This window comes from Aquimarina ulvae (assembly GCF_053613295.3).
In genome coordinates, this window is the sequence record NZ_JBSIBP030000007.1 from 40,217 (window position 1) to 56,689 (window position 16,473).

A 16,473-nucleotide genomic window follows, 5' to 3' on the forward strand; every position below is an offset into this window, starting at 1 on the left:
TCAAATTTTAATAAGCGGGAGCTTTTTTTTGTACAATTTTTTATTCATACCCGAAATCCCTTGTAAACCTCCGGTATGAATGGCTAAAATACGAGTATTTTTTGTAAAAACCCCGTTCTTAATCTGATCAAAAAGACCATACATCATCTTTCCGGTATAGATAGGATCTAAGGCTATATTTTGAACATCCCAGAATGTATTGATAAACTCAATTAACTCTGTGTTTATTTTGCCATAACCCCCAAAATGATAGTCCTCTACTAAATTCCAGTTTTTTTTATAAGCATACTTTTTTATTTCTTCAGAAAGAAAGCTACCTTTTAAAGAAGGAAAACCAATCACTTGCTGATGCGCCAAACTTGAATTAATAATTCCTGAAATTGTACCACCAGTTCCTACAGGACAACAGATATAATCATAACCATTATCGCCTGTAGTTAAAATCTCCTCACATCCCTTGATGGCTAAAGCATTGGTTCCTCCTTCCGGAACCATATAAAATGATCCAAACTCTTCTTTTAATTCTTCTAAAAACTTTGCTGAAGCTTTTTCCCTGTAAGCTGTTCTGCTAACAAACTTTAATATCATGCTTTGTTCGTTTGCAAATCGCAGTGTATCATTTTCGGACAATGTATGTTTCAAATCCTTTGCCAGTTCTTCTCCTCTTATTACACCAACAGTCTTTATACCAACTAATTTTCCAGCAGAGGCAGTAGCAGCAATATGATTGCTGTAGGCACCTCCAAAAGTTAGTAGGGTGCTAAAACCTGATCTTTTAGTCTCCATTACGTTATATTTCAGTTTTCTAAATTTATTTCCAGAGACATCCTTATGAAGTTGATCTTCTCGTTTCATAACTACTGAAACTCCTGCCTTTTTAAGCATGGGATCAACTATTTTTTCATTTTTTGAAATCTTAGCTTCCGAAGAAAAAAAATCCATAACAGGTTAAAAATATTTAATAAAACTCCAGAGTTTACGATGCTTCAGGTAAGAAAGTTCTGTTTCCATCTCGTACGCTTCACGCTCAAAAGAAATATTACGATACGCTTCTTGTGAATTTCGATATTGAACAAACCGAATTACATACTCCACAAGATATAAAAAGTAGAATGGTATCACAAACAACTCTAATTGCTGTTTTAAGTGAATTTTTTCGTGATTTATAAAAACTTCATCTCTCTTTAGATGATGATATTTTACCACAATAAAAGGCCAAAGGGCAATTCCCACAAAGCGCCGACCTATCAAATATTTGTTAACTACAATTGGCATCTTAGCGCAAGATAGTACTTTTGTAAAAATGAACAACCAAAAAAAAACACTAAAACCCGAAGAAGGAGACTACTATCTTACTCCTGAAGGGTATCGATGCTTTACAGAACAATACCATCTTAAAAGAGGGTATTGTTGCGAAAGCGGATGTAGGCATTGTCCCTATGGTTATGATAAAAAGACAAACAAGTATACAAAAGAGTAGTTTTTATAGCGCTCGTGGTATGATTGTTGTGTCTATATTATATAAAAATATTGTCGAATACATAAAACACAGGATTATGAAATTTTTCTCTCTTTTATCACTAGTCCTTATCATAACACTCAGCTCATGCTCCACCGTTAGAGTAGCTTCTGATTATGATAGGCAAACCAATTTTAGTAGTTACAAAAGCTATGCCTTTTATAAGCCGGGTATAGATAAAGCAGAAATAAGCGATCTCGATAAAAAACGAATTCTAAGAGCAATTGAAGCTGATATGGCTGCTAAAGGGTTTATTAAATCCCAAACTCCAGACATATTGGTGAGCATCTTTACAAAAACAAAGGAAAATGTAAATATCTATCAGAACAACTTTGGATTGGGGTATGGATGGGGATGGAACCCATGGTTTTGGAATAATGGTTTTAATACCGTGTCCAGAACTACCGAAGGTACTTTGTATATTGATTTAATTGATGCTTCTAAGAACGAATTGATCTGGCAAGGGATGGGAACAGCTGCCTTAACAAAAAGGGTAGATAAAAAACAAGAAAAAATGAATCAGATCGTGAGTGCAATATTAGAGAAATATCCTCCAGAATTAAAATAGCACTTCTTCCTCATAATGACAACATAGCTTTTCTTCAACAGAAAGGCTATTTTTTTATGTACATTTATACAGAACTTGACTCATTAAAATATGCGTAACTTTCTTCTAGGTGCATTGATTGCGATAGGTATGGTCTTAGGTATTACTTATCTAATTAATCATTCCAAAACACAAAAAACTGAACTGCAGTCTTCTGATCTTATTCTCAACCAAATCAAAAATGTTGGCAAATTAGTGGTAACGGAAGGGCATTTCTCTGAAGTGATTACTTATAAAGATGCAAAAAAATATTACTTGGATATACTTACAGCAGAAAAAAAAGCGATTGTAGTGGTCAATGCTGGTGTTACTGTTTCCTATGATTTAAGTAAGATAGAGCACACTATTGACAAAGATTCTAAAACACTAACGATTACACGTATTCCTGAGGCCGAAATCAACATCAACCCAGATATCAAATATCACGATCTGGAAGAAGATTTTTTTAACCAGTTCAACCCACAAGATCATAATCTCATCAAAGACGAAGTGATTCGAAAACTTAACGAAAAAATTGAAGCTTCTACTTTAAAATCTAATGCTGAAAATCGATTGATTAGCGAACTACAAAAGATTTATATTCTTACCAATTCTTTAGGTTGGAAACTAATGTACAAAGGCAATTCGATTACGGATTCTGAGCAGTTAATCCTTTAATTGTACCTTGTAACATTGTAGGAACGATCAATTTATGAAATGGTTTTGCAGGAAAAAAGTATAATCTTCCAAACCAATTATTAAAATTAACTATTATTGAAATTGTAAAATCTTTCTTCTCATCTGGTTTTGGTTCTAAAAATAGAGAAACTCTAAAATTAAGATGATTGCCATCTTCTCCTAAGATAATTTCATGGTTGTATCTTTCAAATACTTTAAAAATCCCGACCTGTTCCCAGATTTATCCTTTAAAGTTTTGTAACACTTCTTCTTTTGTTTTTATCTCATCACCAGTTTTCAAACCAAAAACCGATACCGTCTTATTTCGTAACGCAAATAATTTTTCTATCCAGGCAGGAGAACCAGAAAAAAAGCTTTAGTGACAGTAAGGATATCGATCGTATCTTCTTGATCCATAAATTCGCTTTTAAAGCTATCACAATAATCATACGTTTGTTTAGACAACAATGATTTAGAAGGAATGGAAACCTTTTGAATTTTCATGTTATTCGGTAATTTTTAGAACGACAGGATTAAAAGCTTTGGAAGCAACGATAACTTTATCTCCAATTGCTATATTGGCAATTTCTGATTCCTGAGCTATAACTTTTACCACATTATTACCAATAAGCACAGTCACAATGTAGACCACTTCTTCTTGTAGTATAGCAATCACTTCCCCTGTAAATTGAAATTTTCCGCTGAGTTTGTTGTCGGTAAATATAGTCGCTGGATCACCAGACCTCTTAATTCTTCCGTCTTCGATACAGTATATTGTATTGGACATTTTTATAATTTCTCCAGCATCATGACTTACTAAAATAGTCGTAAGTTGATACTGTCTGTGAACTTTTAGGATATAGTCCTGTAGTTTGCCGCGCATTTTTATATCCAATGCAGAAAGTGGTTCGTCTAGCAATAGGATCTCCGGTTTACGAACCAACGCACGTGCCAGGGCTACCCTTTGTTGCTGACCTCCTGATAAGGTTCCCGGTTTTCTATGTTGTAATTCTGTTAACGCTACAAGAGTAACGAGTTCCTCAATAATCTTATGATCCTGCCCTTTTTCTAATGCAAACTCCAGATTTTTTCGAACGGTCATATTAGGAAACAAAGCATAATCCTGAAAAACATAACCAATCTTACGCTTTTGCGGGATAAGATCGATCTTCTTATCAGTTTGTAACCAAATCGCATTGTCAACAACGATTTGTCCTTTATCCGCTGATAACAATCCGGCTAAGATCCTGAGTGTGGATGTTTTTCCGACACCAGATGGTCCATATAAGGTAACAAATTGACCTTTCTCTATATTCAACTGAATATCCAGATACATTTTTCCGTTTGCGGTACTGAGCATTTTTTGAATATCAACTTGTATCATCTCCAAAACCGTTTTAGGTATCCACCATTAACCAAATACACGGATAACAACACCGCAAAGGTGATTATAAATAAAATCAAAGAATAGGTATGCGCATTGCTGTAATTTAGTGCTTCTACCTCATCATAAATCGCAATAGAAACTACTTTGGTCTTGTCAGGAATGTTTCCGCCAATCATAAGTACAACGCCAAACTCTCCCACGGTATGTGCAAAAGCTAGTACAATTCCTGTTAGTAAAGAAGGTTTTATATTAGGTAACAGAACCTTACAAAGGGTTTTAATTTTTGACTTCCCTAATACATAGGAGGCTTCTGTTAATGAAACAGGCAAACTTGCCAATCCAGACTGAATCGGATTGACCATAAACGGTAAACTATAAATAACGGATCCAATAACCAATCCTGAAAACGAAAAAATCAATCGGATACCGAACCAGTCTTGTAACCAACTTCCTAAAGCATTTCCCGGACTAAAAGCCATCAATAAATAAAATCCCAAAACCGTTGGTGGCAATACTAAAGGCATACTAACTAATGTTTCGATAACAGGTTTAATCCGAGATTTGGTATGGGCTAACCAATACGCAAGCGGAATAGAAACCACTAATAAAATCATAGTCGTTACCAGAGCAAGCTTCGCAGTTAATATAATCGGGCCCCAATTTATCATTGCGAAAGCATAATTTCATTTGTTTTAATCATAGCAATCACCTCTTGGTTTTCTTCCAAAACTAATTCTTCCAGAACTTCTGTAGCAAGAATAGAAACAATATCTCCTATCGTTGTACTTAATAGTAACTTACTTAACAATACTCCTTTTGTAATCTTCTTAATGGTGGCTTTCATTTTATTTTGAACACTAATCGAAAGTCTATTTTCTGTACTTATAATGACTTCTGTTTCTTTAAATAAGACGTTTACAGTATTCCCTATCTTTAAATAAGAAGCTGTTTTGGGAGTTTCCACTAAAATTGTTTTGAGTGTAGTATATGTATTTATCCAAACAGAAACCATCGATAAACTTTCATTTACCTGAATAGCTGATATGTGCCCTGAGAAAACATTCATTTTTCAATTACTAAATATCCGAAATCTTCTAGTATTTTTTTGGCTTCTGGAGAAAAAAGAAAATCAAAAAATTGTCGCGTACTTATGAGCTTTTGGTTTTCTTTTCGAATCATTACAACACCTTGTTCAATCGGAAGATACATTTTTTCATCCAAGGCTACCCAACTTCCTTTATCTTTCATTTTGGAAGATAAAACCACCGATTTCGCTGTAAAACCAATTTCTGAAGACTTTGAAATAATAAATTGATTCGTCTGAGCAATACTCTCTCCAAACACTAATTTATCTTTAACCTGATCATAAATACCATAATTTTGCAACACCTCGATCGCGGCCTGACCATAAGGTGCTGTTTTGGGGTTTGCTAAGGCAATGTGCTGTACATTTATCTCTGTTAACTTTGATATAGAAGGTTCGACACCATCGTATAGGGACCATAAAACTAACTGACCAAAGGCGTAAATTTTTGGTGCCAGAGTAGCTCTATCACTTCGGTAAATCTCATTAGGATATTTCATATTTGCAGAAACAAAAATATCGTATGGAGCTCCTTCTTTTATTTGCGCAGTCAATTTGCCCGAGGAACTGATAACCAGTTTACACGGTATCCCGGTTTGTTTGGTAAAGGTTTTAGAAATTTCTTCCATTGCAAACTGCATATTAGCTGCTGCCGCAATCGTTACCACTTCTTTTTCAGACTGTTGACAGCCAATAATCAACAGAATCATTACGATATTAATTGTCGATTTCAATTTTGTTATTTTTTCAAGTATTCTATTCATTTTTATTTAAGCAAATACACTTCTTAATGATTCATCAACAACGGCCATTAATGTATTAAAATTGGACTTTAATGGTAACCAAATATGAATTCTGGTAAAGGCTGGAATGCATCATAATAGTACTGGTTTTAAAAATGTTTACCTAATAACTTCACACGTTTTTGTTATATGCTTTCAAAACTTCATCTATAGCTCCCAAAACTTCGTTGGCATTTTCTTTTGTAAAACATAAAGGTGGTTTTGTTTTTATAACACGATCATCAGGGCCATCTGTACTAATGAGTATGAATTTATCTCGTAATTCATTTTTTATATAATGTGCTAGTGTGCTATTGGTTTCACGATCAAATAAAGATTTATAAAAAGGCACTATATTTTACTTACAGTTTATATTGAGATGAACATCACCAAGCTCTTTCCAAATAGGGTGGCCCATCTCTTGAGGTGATAGATAAAACCAAATATTTTTCTCTAACAATACAATACTCATATTGAATGTTGGCACGTAGCATCATCATATCTTTCACAAAAAACACATGAAAAAAAAATCTTCACTATTGATTTCTCCCCAATTGGGTACAAATCGGATATGTTCTTCTCCATCATAGTTTAGATCGTCTACAAATAATAACGGAAAATCTAACAATTCGCTGCGCCAATTACTTTTTGCTTCAAGAACATTTTCTATGGTATGATGCAATCTAACATAAAGATACCCCACAGCCATTGCTACGATAATCACTAGAAAAAGAATAATTTTACTATATTTCTTATCATAACAGTATTTCAAATAGGACATCGAATAATGTATATACTATGATTCTTTTTTAAGCCATAGTATCCAGTATCCTTCTGTGATAATTGATTTGTCCTAAATGATAGGACAGATGCGTAGTTAAATGTACCATAAATCTTAGCGTACTTGGATTCTTATCCATAAGAACTCTAGGGTATTCTTTTTGTAAATCATCTTCTGTCATTTTATCCAGAGATTCTTGTACGATGATCATAACATCATTTATGCCGGAAATCAGCGTTGATCTGGGCACATTTTTTAAAGAAAATTCCTGATCTCTTTTCCTGATATATCCTGTATTGCCAAGCGCTGCTCCAATATAGGTATTGAGGTTACCTACGAGATGCAAACAGAGATTTCCGGCAGAATTACTAATATCCTCTGTTTCAACCCATAAATATTCTTCTTGGGAATATGCGTTTATCTCTGCTTTCAGTTTTGTTAAATCACGGTCAAAAATTGTTTTTAACACGGCTACAATAGAATCATTCATGAGTTTTATGTACGTGGTTTTAGTATTTCTAAGGTATTATATTTTAATTAAAGTTATACTTTTTTAAACAAATACAAACGACTACAAACGTTTACAACCGAAAATAAACACTTCCTAACCGAATATGGCAATTGTCTGAGTCTAAGTTTGCCTCATCGAAACATCAGAACTCGATACGAATATATAACCTGCTTGTACCAAACAGGCATCAAAAAAATAATATTATGAATACATTAAAAAACAAAGTACAATTGATCGGTAACCTAGGACAAGAACCCGAAATTGTAAATTTAGATTCTGGCAGAAAACTGGCAAAATTTTCAATCGCAACAAACGATTATTATTACAACAAAGCAGGCGATAAAGTCACCGACACACAATGGCACAATATTGTTGCTTGGGGAAAAACAGCAGAAATTATTGAAAAATATGTAAACAAAGGTCAGGAAGTAGCCATCGAAGGTAAATTGACTTCTCGAAGCTATGATGATACCGAAGGGAATAAAAGGTATATCACAGAAGTTGTTTGCAATGAATTTCTGATGTTGGGAAAATAAATTGGCCCTATATAAAAGGAGCTGTGTCACATTTGATACAGCTCCTTTTTTATCTTATATTCATAAAAAAAACATCTCTTTATTTTTTGGAGTCAGACTCCCTAAGTGCAGCTACTTGCTCATATCGCTGTAACGCTCTTTTTAATTTTTTATGAATTCTGGCTCGCAATTTTTTAGGTTCTAATACTTCTATACTATCCCCAAAACCAAGAATCAATCGTTCTAATTCAAAATTAATCCGCACACGTATACTAAAAGTAGCCCCTCTTTCATCTTGTGAAACAATTTGTTGCGAACTATGAAACGGTTTGGTAATCACGTAAGGTGCATTTCTGTTATCAACTCGAAACTTTATAAATTCTGGCTCCACATTTTCTGAAACCGTAACACCAATCACATCCTTATAATATTCATCTCCATCAATATGTTGATCGATATAAGTAATCTTTTCTTCTGGATGATGAATACTTTCAATTCTATCTAAAGCAAACGTGGTTAATATTTTTCGTTTTTGACCTATGGCCAATAAAAACCAACGGTTATTAAACTCTTTCAATAATTGCGGGTGAATTAATAGTTGGGTTTCATCTCTTGCTTTAAAAGATTTATACCCAATCTTTACTACTTGTTTGTTTTGGATCGAGTGATATAAGGTATCAATATATTCTAATCCTTTTAGCTGATCATTTTTTTCGAGATGGATAATGGGTATGTTATCTTTTTCATTTGCATATACCGAATCTTCGAGGCGTTCTATAACTCCATTCATCTCTTTAAACAATGAAAAATCTTTAAACTGACGTAATATCTGTATGGATTCATTCATAATCTTAATATCATGATCTGTCACCGGAATATTCATAATACTATACTCCGCTTCTGCATATTGATAATATTTACGCTGATACACTTCTATGGGTGCATTATACCCTAACTTATCACTCCGCATCATTTGTATATCCAGTTGTACAGTTCTTTTACTGACATATACATCTTTTCCTTCATATTCATACAACGCATCCGAGCATGCATCAATCAAATCATCTAATGTCCATGCCCTATATTTATTTCTTAGACATTGATCAATGGTTTTATATCGTATCAATGCATTTTTATTAGAAGCCATCTGAAATATTTTTGAAAAAATAATAAATAATTTTTACTACGCAAAAAGAATGCGTACTTCTAATAGACATTTGTACTTTATACAATAAAACAACAAGAAACTACTGAATTAAGGTCCTGTAATCAAGCAGTATAAATTCAAAACAAAGTTTCACTTAATTAACAACAAAAAAATACTACAATGAAGTTTAATCAATTTTCTAAAAAGAAGCTGGAGATCAGAAATTATCTGTTAACCTATACATTTGCAGGCTTCGACGGAATAGGATTACACACTTCGGTTGTTAATGCTACTCCAGTAAATGTGCCAAATACAAAAGGTATGACAGCACTGGAAACAAAGCTGAAATTAACTAGCATAAACATTCGTGAAGTGCTAGTGACAGAAAGCTTTACTTCGCATATAGTTTAGATGTTGTAAGCTCTCGATAAGCAGATTTGTCTTCATCGACAAATCAAAAAAAGGTATCAAAAACCTTAAAGTGTTCACATAGTACTCACGATAAGCTAATGGCTAATCGACAAACTAATAGACACACAAGGCAGATTATATCAGACACTTATTGTTAGATAACAACATTCATATATCGAACGTATCCAGGTATACATTTCTATGACGCTTATTAAAAAAAGGTTACAAAACTCGTTTTGTCTACCGATCTACATCAGTCTGAGCTAAACAATCAGTCTAATCGTAGCCGAAAAGATGTCTAAGTATTTAGACAAACTCCATCGAAGACAAAACCCATCCAAACTGCAGTTTGCCGCTACCCGAAAAGGGGAAAGTAAGGTATCGCAACTGTACTAGGATCACTTTCCCACCTTATTGATCATTTCCCATAGGTATTAGGTATGTGGGCACATACCAACTGGGGTTGCAACCTATGGACGTACCCCAACAATTGGAATATCAAACAACTAACAACATGAAAACTTTAAAATTTTTACTATTAGCCGTACTATTAGGTCTAAACTTGGTTTCTTGCGACCCTCCTTCTATCAATGAAGAGGTTGGAGTTGAAAACGTTGAAACTTTAGGTTTTAGTGAAGATGAAGATGAAGAGGTTGGTACCTAATCATTAAATCCTTTAATAATAAAAAAAATCAAACTAAATAATTGATGTTTTCTTTTTAACGGAATAGTACCATTGGAGGGTTTATTACAAAATAATCCCTCCTTTTTTTATACTTATCATAGATAATTTTTAATTTAGATATTTAATTATCCCCTATGAAGTACTTAAAGTGGAATACTTTATTGACTTGTATTTTGTTCGTTTTCATCAATTGTAATCAAGATACAGAAATCGTAAAAGATAAAGTATCTCCATCCAACGTAATTGACAACCTAATTAATAATGCAGGGATTAAGTCACGATCTCTTCAAGAACGAGAGTCTGATTTAACAAAATCCTTAGAACTTGTTAATATGCTTGATGATTCGTTATTTAAAGTAGATAAATTACAAGAAATAGCAAGTGCATATTATTATTTAAAAAATTATTCCCAATTAAAAACAATAAACGAAAAAGCATTAGTGCTTTCTATATCTCTATTAGATTCGATTGGAATGGCAAAATCCTATAATTATAAAGCTATTTGGTATAGAAATAAAAAATTAGATAGCGCTTATAAATATTTTTACAGAGCAAATAAAATATATACATTATTAGATAATAGTAAAAACATTGCCCATAATAGCTATGCTTTTGATCAAGGGAGAACATTAATTGATTTAGCAAAATTATCAAGAAAAGTAAACGATTATAGTGAAAGTGAAGATTTGACTATACAAGCCATTCAGAAATTTAAATTATCTAGAAACCTAGAATATATACCTTTATCTTATAACAATCTGGGTATTGTTGCAAAACAATTAGGCCGTTATGATGATGCAATAAAGTATAACAAGAAAGCAGTGGAATATGCTAAAAACACTAAAAAAGACACCCTGTATATAACACTTATGCATAATAACACTGGAGCAATATATAAATCGCAAAAAAAATACATCAGAGCAGAAAAAGAGTACCTAAGAGGATTATCGTATAATGTTTTTTTAAGTAGTAGGCCTAAAAGATACGCTAGATTACTAGATAATCTAGCGTATGTGAAATTTTTAAACGATAAAACTAATGATAGTGCTCTAACTTTATTTAATAAAGCCTATAAAATAAGAGATAGTATAAAAGATGTTATTGGTTTATCAACTAGTAACCTACATTTAGCGGAATACTATCAATCAAATGGTAACAATAAGCTTGCGAAACAATATGCTACAAAGACTAAAGACATTTCGCCTTTAGTCAATGATAACACGGAACTCCTACAAGCTTATGATTTATTGGCACAAGTTTCTCCTCCAGAAGAAGGAAGAAAATACGCGATGGAGTATATCCAGTTAAGTGATAGTCTAACCAAAAGAGATAATCAATTTAGAGATAAATTTGCCAGAATCCGATTCGAAAGTGAAAATTTAGAAAAAGAGAACCAACAGAAAAGTGAAGAAATTCAGGAAGTACAAAACCAAAACACCGTTTATCTTCTTGGGATTTTACTACTTGCTACATTCATTGGATTTATCATCTATTTCTCGCGGCAGCGAACCAAGTATTTAGCGCAACAAAACAAAATCGTAGAGTTCCAAGCAGCGTATGAAACAGAAACCAGGATTTCTAAACGGTTACACGATGAAATTGGTAATGATATTTTTCAGGTAATGATGCAATATCAAAACGATCCACACGATCCGCAGATTACCAAAAAACTGAATACCGCCTACACCAAAGCCAGAGATATCTCTAGAGAAAATAGTGAGTTCGAAGTAGATGAAACCTATGTAGAGGAGTTAACGGATATGTTCACCAATTACACCAAGAATAATATCAGACTTGTTCTAAGGGGTATTGATAAAATTAATTGGGATACTGTAGATAAAAATTTAAAAATTACCATCTACCGAGTTTTACAAGAGTTGATGACCAATATGCAAAAGCATAGTAAAGCAGATTTGGTTGCTGTGGTCTTTAAAAACGAAAAAAATAAAATATTAATTAAGTACTCTGATAATGGTGTAGGCATCCAAAAAGAAGAAATTAAGTCAAAAAATGGACTCCGCAATACAGAAAAACGTATGCTGGCTATCAATGGAACTATTATCTTTGACTCAGAAAAAAATAAAGGCTTTAAAGCTGAGATTGTTATTCCTAGCTAGAAAGAAAGTAAAGGCATTACAGGTCAACTTTCTTGCTAATATGGATTCCAGCATACGCCGGAATGACAAATACGTTATTTAAATATTTTTCTCGTCATTCTGAAGTCTCACAGTGAGATGTCACACTGAGCCTGTCGAAGTGTAGGTCATAATCCATTTTCTGATAAAATCGAACGAGAATAGCCTACAATACGGAAAAACGTAATCAAGCTATAAACAGAACTATTATCTTTGACTAACAAAAAAACAAAAGCTTTAAAGCTGAGATTAAAATCCCGTGTTAAAAAGGATCAAATATGTTTACAAAAGTATTGGTAGCAGAAGATTATGAAATTGCCAATCAAGGTATCGTAAAAGTACTAAATGACCAAGTAGGTATCATCGATATTGAAGAAGCTAAATATTGTGATGATGCGTATATCAAATTTAGAAAAGCGCACCAAGAGAACGGCCCTTTTGAGTTACTAATAACGGATCTTTCTTTTAAAGAAGATCACAAGATACAGACCAGAACCTCTGGTATAGAACTCATACAGGACATTCGAAAAATAGACCCTTCTATTCATGTAATCGTATACTCTCAGGAAAGCAGACCTGATAAGATAAATATGTTATTCCAAAAACTTGATATCAATGGCTATGTATGCAAAGGCCAACATGCAATAAAAGATTTAGTAAACTGTATACAAGGTGTATATAAGGGTGATACTGTACTCCCAGCAGAAGTAACGGATGCTACTACTGATAATATTATCAACTTAGATGATTTCGATATTATGTTATTAGAAGAACTTGCACTCGGTTTTACTAAAAAAGAAATTGTACAGAAATTAAAAAAACAAAAAATATCGCCTAACAGCGAAAGTACTATTGACAAAAGAGTGAGTAAACTCTTTGATGATTTTAAAGCAAAAAACACCACACATCTAGTTGCCATTGTAAAAGATTTGGGGTTATTATAGTGTTCTTCAATTAGATTTAATTCATAACCTTTTCTTCTACTTTGGATTCTTGCTTTTGCCAGAATGACAAATAAAAAAGTACTACAAAAGAACCTATCATTCCAATGAAAAATTGGAATCTACATATTATACTTCGAAAAAAGATCTAAATAAGATTATCGAAAAATATTTCTTCTATTTTTTTGAAAAAAACATCCTCTGATTACGGAAATCTGTAAGGACTTCCGCTCCAGTAAATTTATGTTTGTACCATCAAAAAAAGTAAAATTCTATTTAAGTATTCTAATCAAAAACGAACGGTATAAACAAAAAAAGTAATGGGAAAAATGAATACAGATCAGGCAATAATATCCGGAATCATTAAGGGAGATCAACGGACATTAAAAGTTTTCTATCGAGATAATGTAAGATATATCCAAGGATATATTCTTAGAAACGACGGTAATATGCAGGATGTAGAAGATATTTTTCAGGATGCATTAGTAGTATTGTATCAAAAACTAAAATCAGGAACTTTAGAAATAAACGTTCCATTAACAAACTATTTTTATGGGATCTGCAAAAACACTTGGAGAACTAGATTGCGCAATAAACATAAGGTAGTTCATGATGAGACAAAATTTATAAGTGCCGAACACGTAACTGAATCCATAATCAAGGATATCGAAAACCAAGAACGTGAGCATTTATACCGAAAACATTTCCAGAAATTAAGTAGTGATCATAAAAATTTAATGCTTCTATATTTTGAAGGAAAATCTGCCAAAGAAATTTCTAAAATCACAGGGTATACGGAGGGATATACTCGAAAAAAGAAATTTGAAGTCAAAAAAAAGTTACTGCTTATGATTGAAAAAGATCCATTATACAATGAACTTAGAATCACGGCTTAGTATCCCCAATCATCAAAATGTATACTATATGGTGATACAAATACACTAAAAAAAGAAAACCAGGCTTACACCTGGTTTTCTGCGTTAAACATATTCACTGACGACTGACTAGTCGATTATGAATGGAGACATAACCCCGTATGTTCTTCATTATAGCGCTTTTATATAATAAACAGTCATTCTCAGAAAAACCCTACCGATGTAGCGTTAAAATTATTACTAAAACAAAACATCCCAGATACTGGAAACAACAATCATTTTGAACTGTACAAAAATTTACTTATCATTAGTATCCTAAAACTAGACAACATGAGAAAACTAGCACCTCTATTTATACTAATCATTTGTTTACTATCCTGCAAGGACGATCCCAAACAAAAAACTACAGACACACAAAATGATAAGGAAACTGTGCAAGAAAACAAATCCAAAGACACAAAAACAACCATTGACGATCGAACTACCGCTACTTATAAACGTACCAACATAGACCTGAATAAGGAAGTAGAAAATTTTGTAATTTGTAAAAAAGCTGCCACTGAACGAAATGATTGTAGAAACAGCATCACCAAAACAATTTCCAAAGCGTTTGGACTTACAGAATTTAGTGATCCTGAATTAGGATATGTAGTATATGACAGTATTCGTCCGATTGTAGCACAGTCTAAAAACTGGTTACAATTAGGGTCCGTAACTCAGGAAACTATAGATCAGGCATTAGCGCATACCAATCGAGGTGGTTTAGCATTGATTATCGATACTGCAGAAACATATGGACACGTAGTAATGATTATGCCCGGAGAAAGCAAAAAATCGGGTTCTTGGAATATGAAATTACCAAATGTTTTATCACTGACCAATTACAAACCAGAGAAATCCTTTAGTGATAAGTCACTTTCGTATGCTATGAAAAAAAGTGATGATCTCAAAATATTTATCCGACAATAAAAATATCTTTCTCAGGTCAATGTTAAAAACGGAAAATAAATTCATAGCGTGTGTTTTCTATATTTACTTCTAACAAAATTTCATTCCTTTTTTTACAATAACCTTATTCAAAAAGTTAATTTTTTTACATATACGTAAGCTCTCTATTCTTTATTGTTTTTTATGTTAATTCATGTAAATCCTCCAAAACAACACGCTGATTTTTAAATACTTGAACCTTTTATTGTCACTAGTTATTAGTAATTTACACTACGAAAACGTAACCACATGCTATCATGACAACAACACAAATCGACAGAAGAGAATGGTTAAAAAAAGGAGTTTTAGCTTTCGGAGCTATGGCTTTTGTACCTTCAGAAATATGGTCAAATGCCGTAATTGAAGCACAACAAAATAATCAAAAATTCCTATATCAAAACCCTGTTTTTGACGAATTCACTCCTCCCGAATTTCCAGATTTGAGTACCGTAAAGGCTCGTTTGGTTTGGAATGAAAACCCATATGGACCTTCTAAGAAAGCTGCAGAAGCATTCCAAAAAAAAGTGTTTGATGGCAATCATTATTCCTGGAAACCATTAGGTGAACTAACACAAAAGATCGCCAAAAAAGAAGGGGTAAAAGCTAATCAAATTATGATGGGACCTGGATCATCAGATTTATTAGAAAAAACAGCACTAGTTCTTTTTCAAAACGGGGGAAATATCGTAAGTGCCGATCCTAGTTATATGTCTTTAGTGAGTGTTGCCAGGGCGTTTGGGGGAGATTGGAAATCTATAAAGCTTACTGAAGATTATCAACACGACCTTGAGGCGATGGAAGCCGCAATAGATGCGCAAACTAAGTTAGTGTATATCACCAATCCAAATAATCCGACCGCTACTATTACTGATGCGAAGAAGTTAAAAGATTTTTGTTCTCGAATATCAGAAAAAGTTCCTGTCTTTATAGATGAGGCGTATATAGAACTTACAAATGCAGGAGCTGCCAATAGTATGGTATCTCTCGTAGCAGAAGGCAAAAATGTGCTCATTTCCAGAACCTTTTCTAAGATTCACGGAATGGCTGGTTTACGTATTGGGTATATGCTGGGCGCTACCACCTTATTAGAAAAAATTCAAGAGATCACCCGTGGTGGAATGGGTATTACAGGTCCAACTATTGCTGCTGCCAGTGCTAGTATGGATGATACTGAATTTTTAACCTCTTGTAAACAAAAAATTATAGAAGCCCGTGCATATACGGTCGATTTTCTGAAGCAGATGGAAATTACCTGTATGCCTTCCGAAACCAACTTTTTGATCTTTCCAATACAAATGGACGGAAATGAGTTCTTAGAAAAGATTTATGATAAAAAAGTGGTAGTACGTGCTTTTACATTTTGGGATCAAAACTGGTGTAGAGTAAGCGTAGGAACTATGGAAGAAATGAAAATTTTTACTGAATCAATTTCTGAAATTCTGGCATAAT

General features: G+C 33.3%; 23 protein-coding genes. 11 read left to right on the forward strand and 12 right to left on the reverse strand.

The genetic code is table 11. From position 1 onward, the window contains the following. Positions 1-942 carry a 1-aminocyclopropane-1-carboxylate deaminase/D-cysteine desulfhydrase gene (locus ACWGOQ_RS15615; protein WP_452059076.1) on the reverse strand — a complete coding sequence of 314 codons (942 nt, stop codon included), beginning with the start codon at positions 940-942 and terminating at the stop codon, positions 1-3. A gap of 6 nt (positions 943-948) precedes the next feature. Then, positions 949-1,275: a hypothetical protein gene (locus tag ACWGOQ_RS15620; protein ID WP_452059077.1), complete on the reverse strand. Its 327-nt coding sequence runs from the start codon at positions 1,273-1,275 to the stop codon at positions 949-951. A 28-nt stretch (positions 1,276-1,303) separates the two neighbouring features. Here ACWGOQ_RS15620 and ACWGOQ_RS15625 point away from each other — a divergent pair, with 28 nt between their 5' ends. The 3 genes from ACWGOQ_RS15625 (at position 1,304) to ACWGOQ_RS15635 (ending at position 2,783) form a co-directional block, all read left to right on the forward strand. Then, positions 1,304-1,480, forward strand: a complete 177-nt coding sequence (locus tag ACWGOQ_RS15625; RefSeq protein WP_452059078.1) for a C1orf53 family protein — start codon at positions 1,304-1,306, stop codon at positions 1,478-1,480. 76 nt (positions 1,481-1,556) lie between these two features. Then, complete coding sequence (locus tag ACWGOQ_RS15630) at positions 1,557-2,087, forward strand: DUF4136 domain-containing protein (RefSeq protein ID WP_452059079.1); 531 nt, start codon at positions 1,557-1,559, stop codon at positions 2,085-2,087. 90 nt (positions 2,088-2,177) lie between these two features. Then, positions 2,178-2,783 carry a DUF4230 domain-containing protein gene (locus ACWGOQ_RS15635; protein WP_452059080.1) on the forward strand — a complete coding sequence of 202 codons (606 nt, stop codon included), beginning with the start codon at positions 2,178-2,180 and terminating at the stop codon, positions 2,781-2,783. Here ACWGOQ_RS15635 and ACWGOQ_RS15640 read toward each other — a convergent pair. The 9 genes from ACWGOQ_RS15640 to ACWGOQ_RS15680 all read right to left on the reverse strand — a co-directional run bounded on the left by ACWGOQ_RS15640 (position 2,755) and on the right by ACWGOQ_RS15680 (position 7,307). Then, positions 2,755-3,024: a DUF2867 domain-containing protein gene (locus ACWGOQ_RS15640; RefSeq protein WP_452059246.1), complete on the reverse strand. Its 270-nt coding sequence runs from the start codon at positions 3,022-3,024 to the stop codon at positions 2,755-2,757. The genes ACWGOQ_RS15635 and ACWGOQ_RS15640 overlap by 29 nt on opposite strands. A gap of 104 nt (positions 3,025-3,128) precedes the next feature. Further along, positions 3,129-3,287 (reverse strand): hypothetical protein, encoded by a 159-nt coding sequence (locus tag ACWGOQ_RS15645; protein WP_452059081.1) that lies wholly within the window; start codon positions 3,285-3,287, stop codon positions 3,129-3,131. Position 3,288: 1 nt separating this feature from the next. Continuing rightward, positions 3,289-4,167, reverse strand: a complete 879-nt coding sequence (locus ACWGOQ_RS15650; protein ID WP_452059082.1) for an ABC transporter ATP-binding protein — start codon at positions 4,165-4,167, stop codon at positions 3,289-3,291. After that, positions 4,164-4,838 (reverse strand): molybdate ABC transporter permease subunit, encoded by a 675-nt coding sequence (modB, locus tag ACWGOQ_RS15655; protein ID WP_452059083.1) that lies wholly within the window; start codon positions 4,836-4,838, stop codon positions 4,164-4,166. The genes ACWGOQ_RS15650 and modB overlap by 4 nt, the downstream gene beginning before the upstream one ends. Next, positions 4,835-5,236 (reverse strand): TOBE domain-containing protein, encoded by a 402-nt coding sequence (locus ACWGOQ_RS15660; RefSeq protein ID WP_452059084.1) that lies wholly within the window; start codon positions 5,234-5,236, stop codon positions 4,835-4,837. The genes modB and ACWGOQ_RS15660 overlap by 4 nt, the downstream gene beginning before the upstream one ends. Then, entirely contained in the window at positions 5,233-6,018 is a 786-nt protein-coding gene (modA, locus tag ACWGOQ_RS15665) for a molybdate ABC transporter substrate-binding protein (protein ID WP_452059085.1), read from the reverse strand. Before modA ends, ACWGOQ_RS15660 begins: the two co-directional genes overlap by 4 nt. A gap of 151 nt (positions 6,019-6,169) precedes the next feature. Then, positions 6,170-6,388 (reverse strand): hypothetical protein, encoded by a 219-nt coding sequence (locus ACWGOQ_RS15670; RefSeq protein WP_452059086.1) that lies wholly within the window; start codon positions 6,386-6,388, stop codon positions 6,170-6,172. Positions 6,389-6,541: 153 nt separating this feature from the next. Further along, complete coding sequence (locus ACWGOQ_RS15675; RefSeq protein ID WP_452059087.1) at positions 6,542-6,817, reverse strand: hypothetical protein; 276 nt, start codon at positions 6,815-6,817, stop codon at positions 6,542-6,544. Between the two features lie 28 nt (positions 6,818-6,845). Continuing rightward, positions 6,846-7,307 (reverse strand): DUF1572 family protein, encoded by a 462-nt coding sequence (locus tag ACWGOQ_RS15680; RefSeq protein ID WP_452059088.1) that lies wholly within the window; start codon positions 7,305-7,307, stop codon positions 6,846-6,848. Between the two features lie 224 nt (positions 7,308-7,531). Here ACWGOQ_RS15680 and ACWGOQ_RS15685 point away from each other — a divergent pair, with 224 nt between their 5' ends. After that, complete coding sequence (locus ACWGOQ_RS15685) at positions 7,532-7,864, forward strand: single-stranded DNA-binding protein (protein WP_452059089.1); 333 nt, start codon at positions 7,532-7,534, stop codon at positions 7,862-7,864. A 79-nt stretch (positions 7,865-7,943) separates the two neighbouring features. On the opposite strand, the gene ACWGOQ_RS15690 is transcribed toward ACWGOQ_RS15685, so the two are convergent. After that, positions 7,944-8,990: a helix-turn-helix transcriptional regulator gene (locus tag ACWGOQ_RS15690; RefSeq protein WP_452059090.1), complete on the reverse strand. Its 1,047-nt coding sequence runs from the start codon at positions 8,988-8,990 to the stop codon at positions 7,944-7,946. A gap of 180 nt (positions 8,991-9,170) precedes the next feature. Here ACWGOQ_RS15690 and ACWGOQ_RS15695 point away from each other — a divergent pair, with 180 nt between their 5' ends. The 7 genes from ACWGOQ_RS15695 to ACWGOQ_RS15725 all read left to right on the forward strand — a co-directional run bounded on the left by ACWGOQ_RS15695 (position 9,171) and on the right by ACWGOQ_RS15725 (position 16,472). Continuing rightward, the gene (locus tag ACWGOQ_RS15695) at positions 9,171-9,401 is read left to right on the forward strand and encodes a hypothetical protein (RefSeq protein ID WP_452059091.1); all 231 of its coding nucleotides are present in this window, start codon (positions 9,171-9,173) and stop codon (positions 9,399-9,401) included. Positions 9,402-9,915: 514 nt separating this feature from the next. Then, positions 9,916-10,065, forward strand: a complete 150-nt coding sequence (locus tag ACWGOQ_RS15700) for a hypothetical protein (RefSeq protein WP_452059092.1) — start codon at positions 9,916-9,918, stop codon at positions 10,063-10,065. A 155-nt stretch (positions 10,066-10,220) separates the two neighbouring features. Beyond that, entirely contained in the window at positions 10,221-12,203 is a 1,983-nt protein-coding gene (locus ACWGOQ_RS15705) for a tetratricopeptide repeat-containing sensor histidine kinase (RefSeq protein ID WP_452059093.1), read from the forward strand. Positions 12,204-12,499: 296 nt separating this feature from the next. Then, entirely contained in the window at positions 12,500-13,165 is a 666-nt protein-coding gene (locus ACWGOQ_RS15710; RefSeq protein ID WP_452059094.1) for a DNA-binding response regulator, read from the forward strand. A gap of 317 nt (positions 13,166-13,482) precedes the next feature. Next, positions 13,483-14,058, forward strand: a complete 576-nt coding sequence (locus ACWGOQ_RS15715; RefSeq protein WP_452059095.1) for an RNA polymerase sigma factor — start codon at positions 13,483-13,485, stop codon at positions 14,056-14,058. Between the two features lie 309 nt (positions 14,059-14,367). Then, positions 14,368-15,006: a hypothetical protein gene (locus ACWGOQ_RS15720; RefSeq protein WP_452059096.1), complete on the forward strand. Its 639-nt coding sequence runs from the start codon at positions 14,368-14,370 to the stop codon at positions 15,004-15,006. 275 nt (positions 15,007-15,281) lie between these two features. After that, complete coding sequence (locus ACWGOQ_RS15725) at positions 15,282-16,472, forward strand: pyridoxal phosphate-dependent aminotransferase (protein ID WP_452059097.1); 1,191 nt, start codon at positions 15,282-15,284, stop codon at positions 16,470-16,472. The last annotated feature ends 1 nt before the right edge of the window (position 16,473 follow it).

Bases quoted from the DNA above. Each gene is read 5' to 3' on its own strand.
- ACWGOQ_RS15615 (WP_452059076.1), bottom strand. From the start codon at position 942: ATGGATTTTTTTTCTTCGGAAGCTAAGATTTCAAAAAATGAAAAAATA.
- ACWGOQ_RS15620 (WP_452059077.1), bottom strand. From the start codon at position 1,275: ATGCCAATTGTAGTTAACAAATATTTGATAGGTCGGCGCTTTGTGGGA.
- ACWGOQ_RS15625 (WP_452059078.1), top strand. From the start codon at position 1,304: ATGAACAACCAAAAAAAAACACTAAAACCCGAAGAAGGAGACTACTAT.
- ACWGOQ_RS15630 (WP_452059079.1), top strand. From the start codon at position 1,557: ATGAAATTTTTCTCTCTTTTATCACTAGTCCTTATCATAACACTCAGC.
- ACWGOQ_RS15635 (WP_452059080.1), top strand. From the start codon at position 2,178: ATGCGTAACTTTCTTCTAGGTGCATTGATTGCGATAGGTATGGTCTTA.
- ACWGOQ_RS15645 (WP_452059081.1), bottom strand. From the start codon at position 3,287: ATGAAAATTCAAAAGGTTTCCATTCCTTCTAAATCATTGTTGTCTAAA.
- ACWGOQ_RS15650 (WP_452059082.1), bottom strand. From the start codon at position 4,167: ATGATACAAGTTGATATTCAAAAAATGCTCAGTACCGCAAACGGAAAA.
- modB (WP_452059083.1), bottom strand. From the start codon at position 4,838: ATGATAAATTGGGGCCCGATTATATTAACTGCGAAGCTTGCTCTGGTA.
- ACWGOQ_RS15660 (WP_452059084.1), bottom strand. From the start codon at position 5,236: ATGAATGTTTTCTCAGGGCACATATCAGCTATTCAGGTAAATGAAAGT.
- modA (WP_452059085.1), bottom strand. From the start codon at position 6,018: ATGAATAGAATACTTGAAAAAATAACAAAATTGAAATCGACAATTAAT.
- ACWGOQ_RS15675 (WP_452059087.1), bottom strand. From the start codon at position 6,817: ATGTCCTATTTGAAATACTGTTATGATAAGAAATATAGTAAAATTATT.
- ACWGOQ_RS15680 (WP_452059088.1), bottom strand. From the start codon at position 7,307: ATGAATGATTCTATTGTAGCCGTGTTAAAAACAATTTTTGACCGTGAT.
- ACWGOQ_RS15685 (WP_452059089.1), top strand. From the start codon at position 7,532: ATGAATACATTAAAAAACAAAGTACAATTGATCGGTAACCTAGGACAA.
- ACWGOQ_RS15690 (WP_452059090.1), bottom strand. From the start codon at position 8,990: ATGGCTTCTAATAAAAATGCATTGATACGATATAAAACCATTGATCAA.
- ACWGOQ_RS15695 (WP_452059091.1), top strand. From the start codon at position 9,171: ATGAAGTTTAATCAATTTTCTAAAAAGAAGCTGGAGATCAGAAATTAT.
- ACWGOQ_RS15700 (WP_452059092.1), top strand. From the start codon at position 9,916: ATGAAAACTTTAAAATTTTTACTATTAGCCGTACTATTAGGTCTAAAC.
- ACWGOQ_RS15705 (WP_452059093.1), top strand. From the start codon at position 10,221: ATGAAGTACTTAAAGTGGAATACTTTATTGACTTGTATTTTGTTCGTT.
- ACWGOQ_RS15710 (WP_452059094.1), top strand. From the start codon at position 12,500: ATGTTTACAAAAGTATTGGTAGCAGAAGATTATGAAATTGCCAATCAA.
- ACWGOQ_RS15715 (WP_452059095.1), top strand. From the start codon at position 13,483: ATGGGAAAAATGAATACAGATCAGGCAATAATATCCGGAATCATTAAG.
- ACWGOQ_RS15720 (WP_452059096.1), top strand. From the start codon at position 14,368: ATGAGAAAACTAGCACCTCTATTTATACTAATCATTTGTTTACTATCC.
- ACWGOQ_RS15725 (WP_452059097.1), top strand. From the start codon at position 15,282: ATGACAACAACACAAATCGACAGAAGAGAATGGTTAAAAAAAGGAGTT.